This window comes from Paenibacillus sp. IITD108 (genome assembly GCF_036541265.1).
In the GTDB taxonomy this organism is placed as follows: domain Bacteria; phylum Bacillota; class Bacilli; order Paenibacillales; family Paenibacillaceae; genus Pristimantibacillus.
In genome coordinates this window covers 1-21290 of the sequence record NZ_JAZHCT010000047.1, presented here as the reverse complement: position 1 = coordinate 21290, position 21290 = coordinate 1, and the positions used below count along the sequence as shown (strand labels likewise).

The 21290-nt window shown below is 43.7% G+C and carries 15 protein-coding genes; 10 read left to right on the top strand and 5 right to left on the bottom strand.

Annotated elements, in window-relative coordinates; all coding sequences use genetic code 11:
- Positions 1 to 180: 180 nt before the first annotated feature.
- The 5 genes from V1L65_RS26080 to V1L65_RS26060 form a co-directional block, all read right to left on the bottom strand.
- On the bottom strand, positions 181 to 5460 hold the full coding sequence (locus V1L65_RS26080; RefSeq protein WP_331702233.1) for a glycoside hydrolase domain-containing protein: 5280 nt from the start codon (positions 5458 to 5460) through the stop codon (positions 181 to 183).
- A 193-nt stretch (positions 5461 to 5653) separates the two neighbouring features.
- Positions 5654 to 6490, bottom strand: coding sequence for a carbohydrate ABC transporter permease (locus V1L65_RS26075; RefSeq protein ID WP_331702232.1), 837 nt, complete (start codon positions 6488 to 6490; stop codon positions 5654 to 5656).
- 24 nt (positions 6491 to 6514) lie between these two features.
- A complete protein-coding gene (locus tag V1L65_RS26070) occupies positions 6515 to 7459 on the bottom strand; it encodes a carbohydrate ABC transporter permease (protein WP_331702231.1) in 945 nt (314 codons plus the stop codon).
- A 66-nt stretch (positions 7460 to 7525) separates the two neighbouring features.
- Positions 7526 to 9001 carry an ABC transporter substrate-binding protein gene (locus tag V1L65_RS26065; RefSeq protein ID WP_331702230.1) on the bottom strand — a complete coding sequence of 492 codons (1476 nt, stop codon included), beginning with the start codon at positions 8999 to 9001 and terminating at the stop codon, positions 7526 to 7528.
- A gap of 24 nt (positions 9002 to 9025) precedes the next feature.
- Entirely contained in the window at positions 9026 to 10306 is a 1281-nt protein-coding gene (locus V1L65_RS26060; protein ID WP_331702229.1) for a Gfo/Idh/MocA family protein, read from the bottom strand.
- 253 nt (positions 10307 to 10559) lie between these two features.
- Here V1L65_RS26060 and V1L65_RS26055 point away from each other — a divergent pair, with 253 nt between their 5' ends.
- The 10 genes from V1L65_RS26055 to V1L65_RS26010 all read left to right on the top strand — a co-directional run bounded on the left by V1L65_RS26055 (position 10560) and on the right by V1L65_RS26010 (position 21119).
- Complete coding sequence (locus tag V1L65_RS26055; RefSeq protein ID WP_331702228.1) at positions 10560 to 11558, top strand: LacI family DNA-binding transcriptional regulator; 999 nt, start codon at positions 10560 to 10562, stop codon at positions 11556 to 11558.
- Between the two features lie 196 nt (positions 11559 to 11754).
- Entirely contained in the window at positions 11755 to 13584 is a 1830-nt protein-coding gene (locus V1L65_RS26050; RefSeq protein ID WP_331702227.1) for a sensor histidine kinase, read from the top strand.
- Positions 13565 to 15076 (top strand): response regulator transcription factor, encoded by a 1512-nt coding sequence (locus V1L65_RS26045; protein ID WP_331702226.1) that lies wholly within the window; start codon positions 13565 to 13567, stop codon positions 15074 to 15076. Before V1L65_RS26050 ends, V1L65_RS26045 begins: the two co-directional genes overlap by 20 nt.
- 113 nt (positions 15077 to 15189) lie before the next feature.
- Entirely contained in the window at positions 15190 to 16455 is a 1266-nt protein-coding gene (locus V1L65_RS26040) for an ABC transporter substrate-binding protein (protein WP_331702225.1), read from the top strand.
- 84 nt (positions 16456 to 16539) lie between these two features.
- Positions 16540 to 17421, top strand: a complete 882-nt coding sequence (locus V1L65_RS26035; RefSeq protein ID WP_331702224.1) for a carbohydrate ABC transporter permease — start codon at positions 16540 to 16542, stop codon at positions 17419 to 17421.
- Entirely contained in the window at positions 17418 to 18245 is an 828-nt protein-coding gene (locus tag V1L65_RS26030; protein ID WP_331702223.1) for a carbohydrate ABC transporter permease, read from the top strand. The genes V1L65_RS26035 and V1L65_RS26030 overlap by 4 nt, the downstream gene beginning before the upstream one ends.
- Positions 18246 to 18417: 172 nt before the next feature.
- Positions 18418 to 19191, top strand: coding sequence for an endonuclease/exonuclease/phosphatase family protein (locus V1L65_RS26025; RefSeq protein WP_331702221.1), 774 nt, complete (start codon positions 18418 to 18420; stop codon positions 19189 to 19191).
- Positions 19192 to 19233: 42 nt separating this feature from the next.
- Positions 19234 to 20004: an HAD-IIA family hydrolase gene (locus V1L65_RS26020; RefSeq protein WP_331702220.1), complete on the top strand. Its 771-nt coding sequence runs from the start codon at positions 19234 to 19236 to the stop codon at positions 20002 to 20004.
- 113 nt (positions 20005 to 20117) lie between these two features.
- A complete protein-coding gene (locus tag V1L65_RS26015; RefSeq protein WP_331702218.1) occupies positions 20118 to 20270 on the top strand; it encodes a hypothetical protein in 153 nt (50 codons plus the stop codon).
- Between the two features lie 156 nt (positions 20271 to 20426).
- The gene (locus tag V1L65_RS26010) at positions 20427 to 21119 is read left to right on the top strand and encodes a L,D-transpeptidase family protein (protein WP_331702217.1); all 693 of its coding nucleotides are present in this window, start codon (positions 20427 to 20429) and stop codon (positions 21117 to 21119) included.
- The last annotated feature ends 171 nt before the right edge of the window (positions 21120 to 21290 follow it).

The following is a 21290-nucleotide window of genomic DNA, read 5'->3' as shown; positions in this document are numbered from 1 at the left end:
TGCGATCAAGTTTGGGCGGACGCTGCCGCTTCTCCATTCCCAATCTTGCTCTCCGTTCCCCTTTCTTATTGCTTATCAATAGTTGCCCACAATTAATCGACACCCTCAGATAGCACCTTAAATTATTGCAAAAAAGGCAATCCCCGTCATATTCATGACTGATGGACTGCCCTAATTCGCTTATTTTTTATTCAAAAAATTAAAGATGGCTTGTGCTGCCTCAGCTCGATTAACGGAAGCCTTAGGAGCAAAGTTATTGTTGCCCCGTCCAATCATAATGCCCTGTTCTGCCAAAGCCCTGATTGCTTCTTTTGCCCATGCAGAAATTTGAGCGTCATCTGCATAGCTTTGCGCCTCAGAAGCCTGGATCGCTTGCTTTGTTTGCCACTCCAGCGCTCTCTTCAGCATAACTGCCATCTCCTCGCGCGTTATCGAAGCCTGAGGGTTAAAGCGATTGTCTCCTTGGCCGTTAACCAGGCCAGCCTGCGCTGCAGCACTAACCACTCCTGTATACCATGCATCAGGACTTATATCCGCAAACGTTTTACTGCCTCCTTTTGCCAGCCCGATCGCTCTTGCCAGCAAAGCTGTGAATTCAGCTCTCGTAATTTCGCGAGAAGGTGCGAACTTAGCTGTTGTTGTGCCTTTAATAATCTGTCTGGCAGCAAGCTCACGGATTGCTTCCTGCGCCCACTGGACTTTCGATAGATCATCAAATTTCTTTACAAATACCAAGCCTGCAATTTGCCCGCCCTGAAGCAGCTGAACGGTTAGGCGATCACCAGTTACCTTTTCATCCATATAGATAAGCTCTCCATCTGCGCCAATCTGATACACATGGTAGTTCGCCAGCTTATCCTTAGCGGCTAGCAATGAAAGCGTCAGCGGAGCTTTAAACGGCTTAGCCGCTTGCTCTTTATCGCCATTTGTCCATTTCACCAGCACTTCCCAAACTTTATCCGGCAAAGAAACATCGGCATATTGTCTCTTTGCAGCAAGCGATGCCAAGCTTTGTCCTTCTTCCTCTGCCAATGCTCTCAGCTCCAGCTTAAGCTTCTCAGAGCCTTCTGCTTCACTCGATTTCAATAATTCGTCTATCCACTCAGGGCTAAGCACTAGCTGAGCATCACCCTGCTCAATAGTAAGAGATTTGTTCTTGCCATGCAGCTGTTTCAAAATATCAAGCGAGAGAACTGCCGCTTCCTGATCAGCCCCCAATACAATTACCGGCTGATCTAAAGCTATATCCTGCTGCTTCACAACATACTCGCCAGGTTTCGAACCCGAGTCAGGGTTACCGCCGGTATAAGGCGGATTTGACGGATCAACTGGGTCCACTGGATCTACCGGATCGACTGGGTCCACCGACAGCGCCTTCATTTCAAAGGCAACGTAATTGACGGTGGAAGCGCCATCCATAATTCCATTGTCCGTTAAGCTAAGCGCTGCTGTGCTTGTAGGCTCTATGACATTAATATGTGCCGTAACCCCTATCTTGCGGCCTTCTTCAGCCGTTATGCCAATCGTTGTCCAAGGTATAGCCATCTCTACCTGATAACCATCCGCAGTCCTTGTGCTTTTTTGAATAATGCCTTGTGTCAGATTCGCATTAGGAGCACCGTTATAATAGATTTCAGGATCATCCACTCTAATGGTGTATTGATGCGTTCTGTCATCGCGCACACCTTGCACAAATTCACTGTCCACAAACAATTCTACGCTTGTTTCTTCCCATACGGGACGCGCTTTAGGGACATGAATATTGCCGTCCTTCACATCAAAGGCTGCGTACAAATGAGTCGGGCTCCACAATAAGCCTAATCTTCCTCCGCTAGTCTCATCAAGCAAGTTGCCGAAGGCCATATAACCAATATTCCAATTGGTGTTCCAAGCTGCTTCATCTATAATGCCGTCGATATTCATTGAAGCCATATTTACAGCTTCAAGGTTATAAGTCTGTTTTTCTTTGACAAATTTTTTCGGCATCCAAGCAGAAGAAGATACGTCATCCTGTGAAATGTCCTCCGTTAAAGAGAGCTTACCTGAAGCTGCCAAGCTGGCATTATCGACATCCTTGTCATTTACATGTGCGGTGAGTCCGATAATATTGCCTTCCACCGGATTAATATCTAGCGATCGCCAAGGAATAGCGATTTCCATGTTATAGCCTTCTGCTGTTGCAGCGTAGCTGTACTTAATTTTTTCATTCGCTTTTGGTGTTTCCCGATAAATATGCACTTGCGGATCAGCTGCCCGAAACACATATCTGGCCGTATGATCATCATATGCGCCTTGCTTGCCTGTTCCATCCACATAAATTTCCAAGGAATCATCATCCCACGGGTTGGCTGCGCCAGAATTGATAACATGCTGGTCTTTAATTGCAGCCGCTACAAATAAATACTCATCATTGTAATGGAAGGACACGGATGCTTCATTGTCACTCGTGCCTGTTTTATGCGTGAGAGATGTGCGCGCTTGCCACATCGGTTCATTCAGCTTGCCATCCACATAAGGAACAACCTGGCTGGAATTTAGCTCATACTGCTTCATCGCTTCCGTATCCACGCCCAGCAAATGAAGGTCGCTGAAATACAGCTCTGCTTCCTGATTGCCCGGCAATGTCCAGAACAGGATCGTTGCTATGCTCGCTCTGTTATTTTTAAGCTCAGAAAGGTCGAATGATAAATGATTGCTGCCTGCAATTATGGTGCCCATCCGGTGGTCTGAAGGAGCGCCATCTTTATCGAAAAACTTTATAAAAATATCTCTTGGCTCGTTGCTCGCATTGAAAATATCCAATTCTACCGTTTCGGCCCAAGTAAAATCCTGCAGTTCCTGGCTTACAGGAATACGAATGCCAGGATAGCTTTCCTGATTGCTTGTTGGAATTTTCACTTTCAGCGCTTTGCCGTCTCCGGTCGCATGTTCATCGGTAATACCTAACAGTGTAACGCCGTATTCAGTTGTTATACCGCTAATCGACTGCTGATCAGGGAAATTATGAATGACCCGTTTCTGCATAATCGGCTCCAGCGTGCGGGACTTAATGATCACGTGCTTTGTAACCGTACGCTCGACAGCGCCTTTTTTAAGCTTTATAGCGACTTCGTTCATACCCAAATTAAAATCCATAATGTAGCTGTAACGATCGCTCACACTATTGCCTGGAATTGCTTCAGCATTAATCGCTACGTTGTTAATGGAAACCTCAGTCCCCTTTTTAGCAAATACAACGACTTCTTTTTTGGCATATTCATTAGGCTGATCATTAAATATGACTAGTGCTTGCGGATTCAGTGCCAGCTCTTCAATAAAATCGGCAACTTCACTTCTTACCTGCTGCAGCTCCTCTGCATTTTTAGTAAACGACTTTACATTAGTAAACAAGCGGTCATAATACGGTTGGATCAGCTCCTTTGCCGATACCTCTATTTCCAACTGCTGCGCCGCTTGATTAATCCGATCTTCCAGAAGCCACAAATACTCATAATCCTGATTGCCATCACGAATGGCTTGCAGCCTTAATGTAGCAATCGGGCTATTCATGCCGTATTTAGCACCCGGATACAAAATATATCCGTCGCCGTTTGCTCCCGGGAATGCCAGCGGATCGTTCCAAATATTGCGTTCCGTATAATGTGTACCGGTCCATTTTCCATAAATATTAACCGCCCAATACAAGTTCCCCTCAATATCGTAGGAATGCTGCATCCAAGGCACCAGACGTGCACTTATTAAATCATCATCAAGATGATACGACGGATACGGATTAGACGGTACGACACAGCCATACCACCATATATTACCTCCATCGGCTTTAAATTCTGCTACCTGCTGCAAATACTCCTTACTCTCGAACTCACGGAACAAAGGCGTGAATGTATTAACATCGTCTATAAGCGCAGGATGAAGACCAGTCGTCACAATATGTCTTAAATTAGGATCAATAGCAGCGATTTGTTGGCTGCGCTCTATTACCTTTGGGAACATGGCCGTTGTCGGCTCATCAATTTCTGCTCCCAAATAGTAATAAGCTTTATCCAGCAGCCCTTTCGACTTCAGGTCATTAACTAGTTCCTGCGCTCTGCCGCTTTCAAAGTCGCCTACCGTATAAGGTAAATTATAGGCAGATACACGTGGATCGTTAATGTAAGGCGCAGCATCGATTACATACTGGTCGTAATCATCTGTCGGGATAGGCAATGCCGTTGGCGTAACGTGATAGTTCAATAGAAATTCATAATAATTCTCCATAATGTCCCAAAACTCAGGCGATCCTTCAACAAGACCTGGGTAACCATACGGAAGCATCCAGCCCCACACAGCAAACGCCGTTTGTGCATGGTTTTCTTCAGGCAGAGCAAAGTCTCTAACCTTTACTGTAATCGGCACCTGCTCAACATTGCCATTAGCCGTTACAGAAATAGTACCGTTGTAAACGCCAGCAGGCGTATTCGCTTCCGTTTTTACCGTAAACCAAATTGCTTGATTATTGCCGCTTTCCACTTGGATGGAGCCATGCAAGTCCATATACGGCGAATATGGAATTAAAGCATCCGGATACCAGCCCGGCTCATGAGCGCCATTTGACTTGGCCGTTGTTTTCACATAATGCTGCACAAGCACCTCGATATCACTGGCAGGAATGATAGTGCTGCCCGAGCTCAAATCTGATATAGCCGCTTCCGTTATGTTGACATATCCGTTATCAGCTGTAAGCAAAACCTGACCGCTTTGATATTCACGACCCGCCATTTCAAGCTTCACTTCATTTGAAGAAAGCGGGGCAGCATCACGTTTCAAGCTCATTGTGCTAGGCGCTGTCCAAATGCGATACGTGCCTTCAACTGGCTGCGGACCATCATTTAATTGAACGAAAGAGACATCATCCAAGTAAACCCGGCCAGTGCCTCCTGACATCATCAAATAAGGCTTCACACTTTTTGCGCCCTCTAAAGGCTTAAATCGGTAGGTGAAATGCTGCCAATCGCCGGTAAACTCTTCCCCCTCCATTTTTTTGTGCGGCGCACCTATCCATCCATTATTTTCATTAAAGAAATCCAAATTTAGCAGCGGACGTCCAGCCATTTCCGGATCTACTATCTTGATCCAAACCGAGAACTCATATTCTTCTGTATCCTTCACAGGCAAGGACTCTATAGGCTCCCAGTTCGGCAAACCCTCTCCCGTAGAATGATTTATAAAAATACTATACATGCCGGAATGCTTTTCTTGGTCGCTGATGCCAAAATCCGTTCCCAATTGACCCGCTGAATGCTGCCAGCCAACCGGCTTGCCTCCTGAAATTAGCTCAAAGCCAGCATTATTTAGCATATTACCAGAGGACGCTGCTTCTGCCTTCGGAACATAGCCTGTGCCTGAAAAAAACGGTATAACAAGACTTAATATTAAAAGTTGAACAGCCCATTTTTTACTTCTTGATTTCCACCTATTCACAAAAATCACTCCTTTACTATTTATCTCTCCGAAACTCCTATTAGTCTGAAGAATATATCTGTCTTAGAGTCGTACCTCCTCTCTTAAAATTCACTCACTTCCTTCCTCTCCTCCTTTGGAAGCGCTTACACGAAACGAACCTAGGGACGATGCATGGACACGTGCTTTTCCATACATGCTTATCCCTATTCAATCAGCCTTTCATTGCCCCCATCGTTGCGCCTTCCATAATTTTGCGTTGGAACATCATATAGAAAATGACTGAAGGAATCATTACGATAACGACCCCCGCAAACATCGTTACCCAATCTGATGTATACTGCATCTTCATGTTCGCCTGATACATATTTACGCCAATCGTATACTTAGCCGGATCGCTTAAATATATAAAAGGGCCCAGGAAATTGTTGTACAGTCCTAAAAACTTAAATATCGCAACGGTTACAATACCAGGTGTTGACAATGGAATAATGATGCGCCAAAACGTCTGATAAATAGATGCTCCATCCATATAAGCACTTTCCTCTAGATCCTTCGGCAAAGAGGACATAAACCCGCCCAGCAGCATTAAGAAAAATACGTTCTCTCCGAAACTATCCAATATAACGAGTCCAGACAAGCTATTCGTTAAGTTCAAGCTTTTCATCAATATATACTGAGGCACTAAAGCATTGATCCCGGGCAAAAATAGAGATAGCATTATAAGTCCCCATATAAATGCTCTGCCGCGAAATTGCATTCTCGTAAGCGCATAGGCATTAAGCGTTGTCAAAAAAGTGCCAATTACTAAACTTACCCCTACATAATAGACAGTGTTCAACATAGATTGCCCAATATTATAAGACGTCCACGCTTTCTCATAGTTGGCCCAATTCAAGCTTGTTGGCAGCGCCCATATATCCTGAAAAAATTCCACATTTGTCCTCAGTGATTGATAAGCTATCCATACTACCGGAAAAATAATGGTAGCTGCCCAAAAGAACAGTGCCAGCCTCCAAATGTAATCCATAAATGTTCGCCGTTCAGCCATCCTCGCTCCTCCCCTCGCAAGTTATTAAAACTCAATAGATTCCTCTGGATAATATTTATCAATGATCAGTTTTGCTCCTATCAAGATGACAAATAGCAGCATGCCAATTGCAGAAGCATAACCATAATTGTGATATTCTTTTCCAAAGGCCAGATTAAACATATATAGCCCGATTACATCTGTTGAGCCTTCAGGTCCGCCATTGGTCAGAATCATAATCATTTCAAAGCCTTTGAGTGATCCTAGCACAACAAAAACGACACAGACCCGAATAACATTGCGAATGAGCGGTATCGTAATTTTAAAGAGCAGCTCCATCGGCCGAGCGCCTTCGAGCTGTGCCGCTTCATATAGCGATTTGGGTATGGCGCTCATAGCATTAATAAAAATGATCACATATAATCCTACGCCGCCCCATACCATCGGCAGCACAAGCGCCCAGATAGCAGTCTTCGTACTGCCAAGCCAATAAAAATCATTCATCTTTAAGCCGAACAATTCAATGATGCCGTTAAGCAAGCCAAAGCTGCCGTCAAAAATAAATGCCCATAACAAAGCTACAACTACTGTAGAAAGCACATTAGTAAAAAAATAAATCACTTTATACCAGGCGTTTTCCTTGTAGGACTTCATATTGAGCAAATAGGCAAGCAATAATGAAATAAATACAATAAGCGCAGGCACTATAATCATATAGATGACATTATGATATAAAGCGCGCCAAACGAATTTGTCTTTTACCAGATGAACAAAGTTATCAAAGCCTACATATTTGGGCGCTGTTAAGCCATCCCATTCCAAAAAGGAATAATAGACGGACATAATGTTTGGATATAACGTAAATAAAATATAGCCGAGCAAGGATGGAGCGATAGCAATAATCAAAAATGTCATCTTCTGCCGGCTGGCTTTATTCGTTTTTTTCTTCGGCTTTGCCGCTGTTTGTGCCGGTCTAAGTTCAGCATCCAATGCGCATTCTTCCTCCTTTACACGGATTTGGGAGAAGTAGCATTTCCCCCAAATCCGCAAATGATGTTACGGACGGTCTTTAGCGATGGCTGCTTGCTTCAGCTTCTCAGCTTCCTCTAACACTGGAAGCGGGTCCTTCTTGCCTGTTGCGACCGCGGTAATCAGCTCACTGATCATTTTTTGAGATTGCCCATCCTCTGGACTGGACAAGCCGAAGTTGCGGCGGTAAGAAATGTATTCTACATTATGCTTCGTTGAATATTCCATCACTGCTTTTTGTGTCGGCTGCAGCTTCTCAATACGTGCAGGATCATCGCCGTAATCTAATCTTCCTGGATAAGAGCCCGCATCAACAGCCAGCGACTCCTGAATTTCAAAATTGTAAAGGCTCATAATGAACTCTTTTGCCCACTTCTTGGTCAGATCAGGTTTGTTTTTCCAAATAACAAAGCTTACATCGCCTACACCGGCATTAACAAAAACCGTTTGATTCGGATCATTCGTAACCGGGATGCTCATAAAGCCCCATGTAAAGCCTTCAGGCGTGCTTTCCTTCATTTCATTGCCGACCCAGTCCCCTGTTGCAACCATTGCAGCTTTATGCTGCATGACCTGCATTTGCGATTGCGTATGATTAAGCGCCGCTACGCCGGACGGGAAGTAGCCCTTTTTGCCGAAATCATACATACGGCTCCACGCTTCTTTATTCTCTTCTGTTGTAAGCTGAGGCCCATCGAAATTGCGGAAATTTTTCAAGTAAGTATCAAAACTGCCATTTGCTTTGGCAAGATCAAACTGCAATACATTGAATACATAATCCGTTAAGTAACCTGCGTAAACCCCTGGGAATGTAATCGGAATGATGCCATCTGCTTTGATCTGTTCAAGCAGGGCAACAAACTCATCCCAAGTATTTGGGCTTTTGTTCCAGCCTTTCTCGTCAAACAGCTTTTGGTCAAAAAACAATCCGGACGTGTAGCCGACTACGGGCACACGAGCCGTCATGCCAAGGCTTAGTGCTGTATCATAGAAATCATCGGAGATGACGGAACGAAGCGTTTTGCCTGAACCATCCGGAAGCTGCCGGTCCCAAAGATCATCCTGTGATTCCAGCTTGCCTGCTTCAACAAGACGTTCCATTGATCCGGCTGCAGTAAAGCGCGGCATGAACAGATCAAACATATCATCATCATTGCCAGCCGCAATCTTCGGCTCCAGAATCGTCTCCAGTGTTGGTGTCGAAGTCAAATCAAATGTAACGTTTGGATACTTCTTGGTAAACTCAGCCATAGCCAAATCCATCCAAACACGGCCGGATCCGCTTTCCCATAATCCCACTTTTAAAGTAACCTTCTCGTCTTTAGGAAGCCCATTTTCATACACTTCCGGTTCAGCCGGATTTGCCGCATCAGTTGGAGCTGCAGACTCATTCGGCGTTGCTGAAGGCGAGCTTGACGGTTTATTGTTTCCATTGGAGCCGCAAGCTGTTAATAAGGCAAAGCACATTACTACGGATAATAAAAGTACAGAAAACCTTTTCAATTGAATTACCCCCTAGTTTTTTATTCAGCTGATGCTATTTAAAAGCTGATCGCTTCTCAGCCCAACTGCCAATTCAATAGACTTGCCGCCAGAAAGCCTTGACTTCTCTGCCGCAAAAGCCATCAGATGGCTTTGCATGGAGGCTTCAGCTGATGTCAGCCCTGGCCCTGCATCCTCGCCATGAGACCGTACTTGCTCCAAAAACGAGCGCATCAACCCTTCATCGCCTCCTCCATGCCCTCCTTCTTCAAGAGTGACTGGAACCGTTTCAGGCTTAGCTCCAAATCGGTAAAGCTGTATGTCATTTTTCTCCATATAGCCTCGAATTTCGCCCATCGTTCCCATGATTTGAACCGTTCTTGAAATATCGTGCGAAAAGCCGGACATCGTAAAGGATGCTGTGGCACCGCTATTAAACTCCATATTCACAACCTGATGATCGACAACATTATTATTGCAGCGATAAACACATTTTCCGAACGGCCCCGTTTGCAGCGCCTTGCGAATGCCTTGTGCTGAAAGATCATGCGTTATAAATCTGGTCCAGTCTGTCGTCTCTGCCTCCTCATAGATGCGAATAGCAGAATAAGGGCACTCGCGCTCTACGGTGCAGCCGTCCAGACATCGTTCAGTCGAGCCGAGCGGGGCATTCTCAAGACAAAAATGCTTTAAAGAGCCAAAAGAGCTAACCCTTATACACGGTTCATCCATAAGCCACGTCAGCAAATCCATATCATGGCATGACTTCTGCAATATCATGGGGCTTGTTTCTTCCGAGCGGTTCCAATTGCCTCTTACAAAGCTGTGTGCCATATGATAATATCCAACGTTCTCGCTCAGTTGTATGGATACGAGATCCCCAATGGCACCGCTTTCAATCACCCGCTTAATATTTGACCAAAAAGAGGTATAACGCAATACATGGCATACAGTTAGCAATCTCCCAGAGCTGCGGGAGGCTTCGATCATCGCAATAACCTCAGCTTCTGATGGAGACATTGGCTTCTCAAGCAGCACATCATAGCCCAGCCCCAATGCTCTCACTGTAGGTAGAAAATGCATCCTATCCTGTGTTGCAATAATAGCGATATCTGCCATTTTAGTCTGATCAAGCAGCTGCTCCCAGCTTTCAAACACTTGATTTGGCAATAAGCCATGTTCGGCAGCTGCAAGCGTTCTGCGTTCTTCATCGGGATCTGCAACCGCGACAATTTTCAATTCATCTGGATACTTATTGGCATAAGCTCCATACACAAATCTTCCTCTTGCCCCGGCGCCCATTAACACTGCCGTTATTTGGCGCACCTTATCACACCCTTCTTAACCTAGGTCTACACCACCCATAAATCGGTAAACCTGTTTTCAAGGTGATCATAACACCCGTTATAAATTGTTGTCAACCCTGTTTTCAAATAATATTTTTTTACATTTAATGTGCTTACATACCTGTATTGGATCCTGAGTTAAGCCACTAATTATATTAAAGTTTGACGTACAGACCAGTTTCAGCCTATAATATAACTAGCGTTATGAACAGTTTTCAAAGGAGTTTATGGATATGGTAACTAAAAAAGAAATAGCAGAATACCTCGGCATTTCGCGCACTGCCGTTTCTCTCGTGCTCAACAATACACCAAGCAGTACGATTTCCGCGGAAACCCGCAGCAAAATATTGCAAGCAGCCAAAGACCTCGGCTATCGAGATATCGAGGTTTCTCCTAAGCTTTGCTATGTGCTGTATGACCGTGACGCTAATGACCCGCGTTATATGGCGGATTTGCATGCGATTGAATCTGCTGCGAGCCAGCATCAATACGGATTGATTTTTATGAACATTACACATGAAGCTGAATCATTGAATAAGCTGCAAAAAATTATAGACAATCAAGAGGTTGACGGCTTTGTAATAGCCGGAGATGTTGATGAAAAGCTAATGCGTATTTTTCAGCATTCCAGCACGCCATATATTTTATATGGAAAACCTATTGAAGAAGTGGAAGACGTCGTCAGCTATATTGCAATTGATGACCGAAAGATTGCTTACGATGCTGTCAAAAACCTACTTTCAATGGGACATACCCGTATTGCCCTTTTTATGGGTACACTCGACTATCTTATTCATCAGCACACTTTGGACGGTTATTTAAATGCGCATAAAGATATGGGGATCGAAGTGGATAAATCGCTCATTCAAATTAGCAATGATGAGAATGGCTATGAGATTTGCAAGCGGGCTCACATGCTGCGTTTGGATTATTCGGCAGCCTTCTGTGCGAATACAGTTATTCAGTTTGGCGCCCTTCAATATTTGCAAAGCATAGGCGTTGCTGTACCAGGTCAAATCAGTCTGGTAGGCTCGGGCTTTACTGAATTAGTCAAGCTAAGCATGCCTCAGCTGACTACTTATTTTGTTTCCAGCAATAAAAAAGAAGAGACCGTCAGCCTTCTTGTCGATCTCATTCACAACAAATCAGACGATAAAAAAGTTTCTGCCTTTATAACTGATTTTGAATGCTTTGACGGCGGTACGCTGGCACCTTATGCGCCTGCAAAATAATTGCCTGCCGAAATGGAATATTTTATTGTACAACAAAGAAAAGCAGCTTGTATCCGCCTAACGGAAACAAGCTGCTTTTCATTTTTTGTTTGGTATTTTTTTGCTAAATCAAGCGAAAACTTGAACAAACTTTTTCTAGCCTGCTTGCCTTTGAGCTTTGAACATGTCATAAATACTGATATACAATTTTGAAAGGATGGCAGCTATGTTCGAGCGATTAGTGCGCCGTTTTCACCATACTACTTTCCGCAAGAAGCTTATTCTGACCTACATTATTATTATAGTTGTTCCGGTTATGTCCGCACTGTTTGCATCAGGTCTGCAGCTGTACAAACAGACCAATACAGATTACGAAAATATTTTACAGCAGCTCAACAGACGTACTAACGTAACTCTTAACGACTTTTTTACAAGCCTGGCACGCAGCTCCTTTTTTTATATGACACAGCCCCGGCTCATGGAAATTGTCCGTAAAACTAGACCGTCCTCCGAACAGCAATACATTTCGGATGGCAACTATATGCAATCGTCTATGGAGCAATTTGTTCTCATTAACAGCAATATTGCGATGATTTCCATCGTAACGCCCAATGGAGGCATGTATGGCAGTAAGCCGGAGAAAGTGGACCAGGTAATGACTGCTGTCAGCCGATATGGCAAGGAAAAAATAAAACAAGCTCCTTTTATCGTAACTGAGGATACTTCGGACAGTAAATCAAATCATACCATTTCTATAATCCGATATTTATCCGATCTGTATTTAACGAATGGCCGTGAAGGCTATGTAAAAGTAGATATTTATAACCGTGCCTTTGAAAATATGCTCGGCGGTATTTCCGATGATTCCGCCCAGCTTGGCACCTTGGTGCTTGATGGCAACAAAATTTTATATAACTCAGATGCTTTTATGAGCAATGCCAATTTCGAGGAAATGGAAAGAATAGCAGGCAAGTTTCAGGAAATTACACGAGACGAGAAAAAAACGCTGCAGCTAAAATACAACGGCAAGCAGTATTTATTCAGCGGCAATATTAACGAGGTAACTGGCTGGACGATCATTCAATTTATACCTGTCAATCATATTTTTGATACTTTTGTAACGAATACTTTGAATTATGTGCTGCTCAGCGTCCTTTCCCTGCTCGCAGCGTTTGTGCTCGCTTTTTTCTTCCACCGCTATTTCATTTTGCCGATTTTGAATTTGAGCAAGTCCATGAAAACCGTCGATACGTTGAATGTGCCTCTCCCGGTTCGAAGCAGCGACCGCGGGGATGAGATCGGCCGGCTTATAAACAGCTTTAACGAGATGTTTAAACGCTTGAAGGAGAGCCGTGAATCTGAAATTGCGTCCAGCAATTTGCAAAAGATTGCTGAGCTAAAAATGCTGCAATCGCAAATCAATCCGCATTTTTTATATAACACCTTAAATACGATCCATGCGATATCCGAGCTGCATCGTCTTGATCAAATATCAATCATGACTAAAAGCCTTTCAAGCATTTATCGTTATAATATTAAATTCGGCGATGAGGTCACGATCGGCAACGAGCTTGAACAAATTAATAACTATATTAAAATTCAGCAAATCCGTTTTCTTAACAAGTTTAAAGTTGAGTACGATATTGATAAGCGGGTGCTGTCTTATAAAATATTGAAATTTTTAATTCAGCCGATTATTGAAAATTCCTTCTATCACGGGCTTGAGCCTAAAGGCGGTCAAGGTATTTTAAAGCTGACCATTAAGCAGCTTGACCAAACCTTATTTATTTCTGTTCAAGACGATGGAGTAGGTATTCCGCCTGATAAGCTTAAAGAGCTTACTGATATTTTAAATGAAAGCAAGCCTGAGCTGAACGGAGATAATAATCGCAATTTCGGCATCCGCAATGTCCATGCGCGCATCCGTTATTTTTATGGCGAGAATTACCGTATGGAAGTAAACAGCTCGGAACAGCAAGGCACAACAATTATGATGTATATTCCGATAAGCGAGGAGATGAGCAGCAATGAAAATACTAATAGCTGATGATGAATATTTTGCAAGAAAAGCCGTTATGCAAATGGCGGCGGACTGGAATCCGGAGGCAGAGCTGCTGGAAGCGGAAGACGGAACGGAAGCGCTAGAGCTAATAAAGCGGCATAATCCGAATATTATACTGACCGATATACGCATGCCCGGCATGGACGGCATGGAGCTGTCAAAGTATGTGTATGACAATCAAATCAGTTCGGCTGTTATTATAATTAGCGGCTTTGATGACTTTCATTATGCGCAAGAAGCGATTCGTTACAGAGTTGATAATTATTTGTTAAAGCCGGTTGACCGGTCAGAGCTTTATCCCCAGCTCGACAAGCTGTACGAGAAATGTATGGCTGCTGAAAAGCAGCAGCTGAACGGACTAATAGAAGCGGCTCTATTCGAAGAAAATAATACTGGCATTGCTGCAAAGCTTAGCGCCCGTTTAAATATTGATGAGCATAATGATTGCTCCCGCACAATCGTGCTATGGCTGGAGCCTAAGCTTCATGCTGCAGCCGCAGGAGAACTGCGCTCGCTGCTTAGTCAGCGCTTTAAGTATGCTGCCTTGCTGTCTGACCGCCAGCACCCACATCTTCTCGCCATTTGGCTGTGCGGGCAAGAGATCGATCTTCAATATGACAGCATCCGTGTTTTTTGCGACACTGTCAACAAACAACTCGAACAAAATTGCGAAATGACAGTCTCAATCGCCTATAGCGGAACCTCCTCCCTGCAAAAGGGCGGACAGAACATTCATGAATCCTACAAGGCAGCCAAGCTGGCCAGCCTGCAAGCGGTTTTGAGCGGGTCCAAGAAAACGATAAACAGCAGCAGCATACTATCCGACTATTTGTATGATGCCGCCTTTTTAACGGATTGGGCGCAAACCTTCCAGCGTAAATTAACTAATCTGCAAGAGGATGAAGCTGTTGCCATGCTGTATGCATGGTCTGCTCAATCGGCAGAAAAGCAGTTTTCTGCCTATATGCAGCAGGACTGGTTTGCAAAAGCCGTTCATATAATGAACACCATTATAGGCCATACCAACCAAGAGGTGGAAGCTTCATTTATTGAGCAGCACAGCTTATTTGATTACTTTACCGCAGAAGCGCATATCAGGCAGCTTGAGACTTGGACAAAAGGAATTTGCGGCCTGCTTAAGAAAAAGGAAGCAAAGACAGAGCTGATTGAAAATATTAAAACAGATGTCGAGCTCCATTATGCTTCACGCATCACTTTAGAGGAGCTTGCCAAAAATAAATATTTCGTAGATCCGAGCTATTTAAGCCGGCAATTTAAACGGAAAAGCGGCGTCAGCTTTACCAGCTATTTGCTGTCTGTACGTATGGAAAAAGCGAAAAAGCTGCTGGAGAACGGCGAGGCACGATCGATTTCAGAGGCGGCAGAGCGCGTTGGCTTTAATGATGACTCCTACTTCATTCAAATGTACAAAAAATATTTCGGGGATACGCCGGGTAAAATGATACAAGTCAAATAAAAAGCTTTTAAAGATCATTTTTCTCCTATTCATAGAGTCATAACTCTCCTATTTGTCGGATTTATACTCTTGATAAAATGAACACTGTACAACAAAGAAAAGGAGTTGGGCAAATGAAAAGGAGCTTGATCAAGGGCGGTCTTGCAGTCCTGCTCGGTTTGACATTAGTAGCTGCAGCTTGTTCTAATGGTAAAACTGAAAACGTATCCAATAACGGTGGAAATGACGGCGGAAAGGTCAAAATCGAATACTTCCAGATGAAGTCTGAGGTTGTCGAGATTGTAAATGATCTGATAGCAAAATTCGAAACAGAAAATCCTGGCATTATCGTCGAGCAAAACAATGTGCCAAACCCGGAAAACGTATGGTCTATGCGTGTATCTACCAATGATGCGCCTGCCGCTTTTACACACTATCCGCATAACCCGGTTTTTCAAAAGATGGCTATTGAAGGCCGTGTAGTAGATCTTACTAACGATCCATTGCTTGACAATGTATTGCCTGCAATTGCTGAAATCAGCAAAATAGAAGGCAAAAACTACATGGTCCCAATCGGTCTTGCTACGCTAGGCGTGTACTATAATAAAGCTATTTTTGCTGAGCACGGCTTGCAAGTGCCAACCACTTACGCAGAATTTATTGATGTTTCAGAGAAGCTGAAAGCGGCAGGCGTTACGCCAATGCTGTTCCATGACAAGGATTTCAATGGTATTCGTCAAGAGGTTGTTTATAAAATGGGGCAAACCATGCCAAACGTAGAGCAATTTTTGGACGACGTAATGAATGGAAAGGCTCATATTACAGATAACCCTGAATTCAAGCCATTCGCTGAAAAATTGCTGGCACTAAGAGAATTTGGACAAAAAGACATTATGGGAACGGGATATGACGACGCTTTGCGCGAGTTCTCCAATGGCAAGGCAGCAATGTGGTTCACAGGAATTTGGGCGCAAAAAGAAATTAAATTGAATAATCCTGAGCTTGATTTCGCTATGTTCCCGCTTCCGACTGAAAAAGCAGAGGATCTAAAAACACAGGTATCCGTTGACACTGCGATCGGTCTTCCAACAGGCGGTAAAAACGAAGCTGAAGCTCGTAAATTTGTAGAGTTTATGTCCTCCAAAGAAGCCGTTGAAGCATACTTGGAAAAAGGGGGCTATCCGTCAGGCATTAATGGTGTAGACACTGGATCTGCTGAAATGGCTTCCTTAAGCCAATTGATCAAAGACGGCAAGGTTTACCCTACGATCGAACGCGTATGGCCGCCAGGCTTGAATGCCGAGGTTGGAAAAGCTACGCAAGAAATGTTCGTAACAAAAGATATAGAGCAATATTTAAAAGCACTTGATTCTATTTTCTACAATGTATTGAATCAATAATGTAATCCAAAAAGGCGGGAAGACCTTGATTCATTCAACGATGCGCGAGGTGCTCCCGCCTTGTTTTTTAACGGAGGTAGACATATGAATTTACGAGGATCAAAGTCCAATTTGATTTTTTTCCTGCTCACCCTTCCTGCCGTCGCATTGTATATGATCTTCTTTCTTGTTCCGCTGTTTATCGGCGTTTACTACAGTATGACGAACTGGGACGGCTTTTCATTATCCTATGATATGGTTGGTTTACAAAATTACATGAAGATTTTGCAGGATAAACGCTTCATGAACAGCTTGGTTTTTACGGGGCTTTATACGGTTATTATCGTAATCGGCAAGCTTGGCGTTGCGCTTGTTCTTGCTTTGCTGCTTAGCGGATCGCTTAAAATGCGCGGTTTTTTCCGCTCTGTTTATTTCTTCCCGGCGGTACTTAGCATGATTACCGTCGGTATGATCTTCAACTACTTCTTTTATGCCCTTTTCCCGCCTATCGGCGAAGCTTTAGGCATTGATTGGCTGTCGCGCAATATTCTTGGTAATAAGCAGACCGCTATTTACGGAATTGCACTTACGAATATTTGGCAGGGCTTTGCTGTTCCGATGGTTATCTTTATCGCAGGACTTGCCAGTGTTCCAAAGGATTTGAATGAAGCGGCTATTATTGACGGTGCTTCGCCTATGCAGCGCTTCTTCTCAGTAACGATACCGTTCCTGATTCCAATGCTGACTGTTAATGTTGTATTGGCGATCAAAGGAGGGCTAACCGTGTTTGATTACATCGTAGCGATGACAAATGGCGGTCCTTCAAGCTCAACAGAATCGCTCGGCTTTTTAATTTATCAGCACGGCATGAACGAAATGAAGTTTGGTTACGGTACAGCAGAAGCCATTTATGTGTTCTTCCTCATTGCGCTTATTTCCTTTATCCAAATCAAGCTGCTATCGCGTAAGGAGGTTGGACAACAATGAAGAAAAATAAGCTGCTTCGCGCTTTAAGCTATCTGTTCCTAAGCATCGGAACACTTTTTATCTTCTTTCCAATTGTCATTACGCTGTTCGTAGCTTTCAAATCAAGGGCTGAGACGAATAAAAGCTTTCTTGCTCCGCCTTCGAGCTTATATTTGGACAATTTCACTGCTGTTATTACAAAAGCGAACTTTTTGCAATCGTTGCAAAATTCTTTTCTAATCACTTCAGTTTCGTTGCTCATTATGCTATTTGTTATTCCAATGGTTGCTTATGCTATTTCCCGGAACTGGAATAAAGCTTATTATAAGGGCGTATACACATTAATATTGCTTGGTATTTTTGTCCCCTTCCAGGCGGTTATGCTTCCGATTTTCCGTCATATGAGCAATTTGCAAATGCTGAATCAAACGGGACTTATTATTATGTATGTAACCTTGTCCTTCTCGCAAGGCTTGTTCTTGTCGGTAGGATTTTTGAAAAACATTCCGATGGAATTGGACCAGGCTTCAAAAATTGACGGCTGCGGCGTTTGGCTTACATTTTCCCGCATTATATACCCGCTGATGATGCCGATCATTGCCACTATTCTTATTCTGAACAGCCTTTGGATTTGGAACGACTTCCAGCTGCCAGTCATCATGCTGAACAGACATCCGGATATGTGGACGATGCCGTTGTTTATTTATAACTTTAAATCCGAAGTAAGCTTTGACTTTAACCTTGCATTTGCCGGCTTCGTGCTGTCTATGCTGCCGATTACAGTTCTCTACGCCTTTACGCAAAAATACATTATCGGCGGTTTAACTGATGGTGCCGTTAAATAAAGGAAATTGCAGATTAATTGTAGCAACATTACTTGAAGCAAAGAAGGGAGAAGCGGAGGGCATCGGTCGTAAGTCCAATCTTGGTCGCAGCGCCATCCTTTTCCTTTGCTTTTTGTCTTTACAACAATTAATCAGTATTTCAATATAAGAAACCTAATTGGGGGCTTATCGAATGAAGCTGACCGTAATGACATTTAATTTGAGAGTAAATACACCGATAGACGGGATCAATGTTTGGCCGAACCGGACTGACCGTGTTATAGAAGCGATCACAGAAGCTGATCCGGATATTATTGGCACACAGGAAGGCACGCTTGACATGCTGAAGGATCTGGATAAGGGTCTGCCTGAATACAGTCGCTTTGGCCGCGGCCGCCTGGACTTAGAACAAACGGAAACAGACGAATTTTGTGCGGTCTATTACAAAAAGGATTTGTTTCAAATCGTGGAGGAAGGACAATTCTGGCTGTCAGAAACACCGGATAATCCCGGCAGTTTAAGCTGGGACAGCAGCCTTCCGCGCATTTGCTCCTGGGCACTTCTTGCCAGCAAAATACAGCCGGACCAGCATTTCTATGCCTATAACACACATTATGATCATCTGGGGCAGCAGGCGCGGGAAGAAAGCTCCCGCTTGCTTATCGAGCATATTACAGCTAGCACCGGCAAAGATGTACCGTTTTTACTTACTGGAGACTTCAATGCTGAACCTGGCAATTTAGCGCTGACCATGCTGCATGAGAGCTTCCAATCTGTTTATTCGGTTATGAATGCTCCTCCTGGACGCACCTTCCACGGCTATTCAGGGGGGCATGACGGCGAGCCGATCGATTTTATTTTTGCTTCTCAAAATATAAAGCTATTATCTGCTTATGTCGATACGAAACAGCGTAATTACGGCTTCCCATCCGATCATTATGCGGTTATTGCAAATGTGAAATTGTAAAGCTGCAAAATGCTCGAAAAAGTTTTAAGGAGGCAGCAAGAAATGCGGCAATACAATGGCTACATCTTCGACCTGGACGGAACCTTATATCTCGGGCAGCAAGCGATAGAAGGTGCCGTCGAAACGGTCAACAAGCTGATGGAAGATGGAAAAAAAGCTGTTTTTCTAACGAATAAAACGATCGAATCGCGCAGCTATATTATGAAGAAGCTGAACAATCTGGGCATTCAGGCAGTTCCTGAACAAATGATTAGTCCTGTAGTAACGACGTTAAAGGTGCTGCGTGAGCAATTTAACAGCAAGAAAGTTTATGTTATAGGAGAGGCAGTTTTCAAAGAAGAGCTTGAGCAGGAAGGTATTCCTTTCGCAGCCTCACCAGAAGAAACTGATGTCGTAATTCTCTCCTGGGACCGCAACTTTCATTATCAGCATATTGAATTTGCTTATCGTGCTGTCAAGCATGGCGCAGTAGTGATGGCCACTAATCCGGACCGCACTTGCCCGATGCCGGGCGGGGATGTGCCAGACTGCGGCAGCATGATCGGCGCCTTAGAAGGAGCTACTGGCAAAAAAATTGATATGGTCATGGGCAAGCCGTCCAAGCATATGATCGGTACAGCGCTTGCTGTGCTTGACTTGAAAGCAACCCAATGTTTAATGATTGGAGACAGACTGGAAACCGATATTTATATGGGCAACCAATCAAGAGTAGACACTGCGCTCGTATTAAGCGGCACTGCTACTGAGGAGGATGCTGCGGCAAGCCCGTATAAGCCAACCTATATTATCAGCTCCGTCAATGAGCTGATTTAATACCCATTCGTATAGCAAAGCAATCGTTTATCCATAATAAGATAGAACAGCTTCGTCGTCCTTAATCGAGGATGTACGGTATCTTTCGAAAAAGGTCATGCTAGGAGATTATTATGGATAACAACTACAAATTCACTGAATTGGATCAATCATTAGTCGAAGACATTCGCAGCCTCGAGAAAAAAATCGAAGAAACAATTGGAGAAAAGGTTAATTTAATAGCTTATTCTCCTGCGGCAGGAGAAAAGGATAACACTCCATCCTAAGCTTAAAACTAAGCTTAAAAAGCTGGTTCCATGATTTAATGGAATCAGCTTTTTTCATATTCGAATGATTTCTTATATTCTGGAAACCTTATTATTAATTGTTGCCCTGCCCATACAATTAAGTTCAAGAATTTATGACGTAAATGGAGATAACAAATGAGACTTTTCAGATGTATACTTGTGCTGCAGCTTATTGTATTCGTATGGGCTTCCGTCACATCATCAGCATCTGTTCTTGCGACTGAAGACCCGTTACCGATTTATGCGCCAAAAAGTGAATATACAATTGAGGTTTTTCCGCTTCAACACCGTCTAACTGTATATAAACAAGGAAAACTATACAAGCAGTATAGAGTTGCTGTAGGCAATCCTTCAACGCCAACCCCTGTTGGTGTTTATACAATCATTTACAAAGGGAAGAATTGGGGACCTTCTTTTGGCCCGCGCTGGCTCGGGTTGAACGTTCCTTGGGGCTACTATGGCATACACGGCACCAACAAGCCTCATTCCATCGGCCAGCATCTCAGCCATGGATGTATTCGTATGCACAATTCGCATGTTTTAGAATTATATGAGATTATTCCGGTTGGCACTAAAGTTACGATACACGGTCATGTGCTTGGTGATATGAGTCGAGACCCTAGAGATTTGGCAGAAGGCGATGTTGGCGGAGACGTGCAATTAATTCAATCCCGATTAAAGAGCGGCGGATATTTCACAGGTGTATGTGACGGGAAATTTCGTTCAGATACTACGGCAGCTCTCAAAAAGTTTCAACGTGACCGAAAATTGCTGCCTAACGGGGTAGTGTCGCGCACGATATATAAAGAACTGGGCTTAATTGAATAAAGAAAAGTTAAAACTCAACTTAAATGATGAACTTCTAAGGGTTGCCACAAACGCTATTCGTGCAAAAATGACAGCTTAAATTTTCTAAAGGTTGCTATTGCGCTTAATTTCCGAAAAAGCACTGATTTTGCTCGAAAAAAGGGACAATAGCGCTCGTGGCAACCGTTAAAT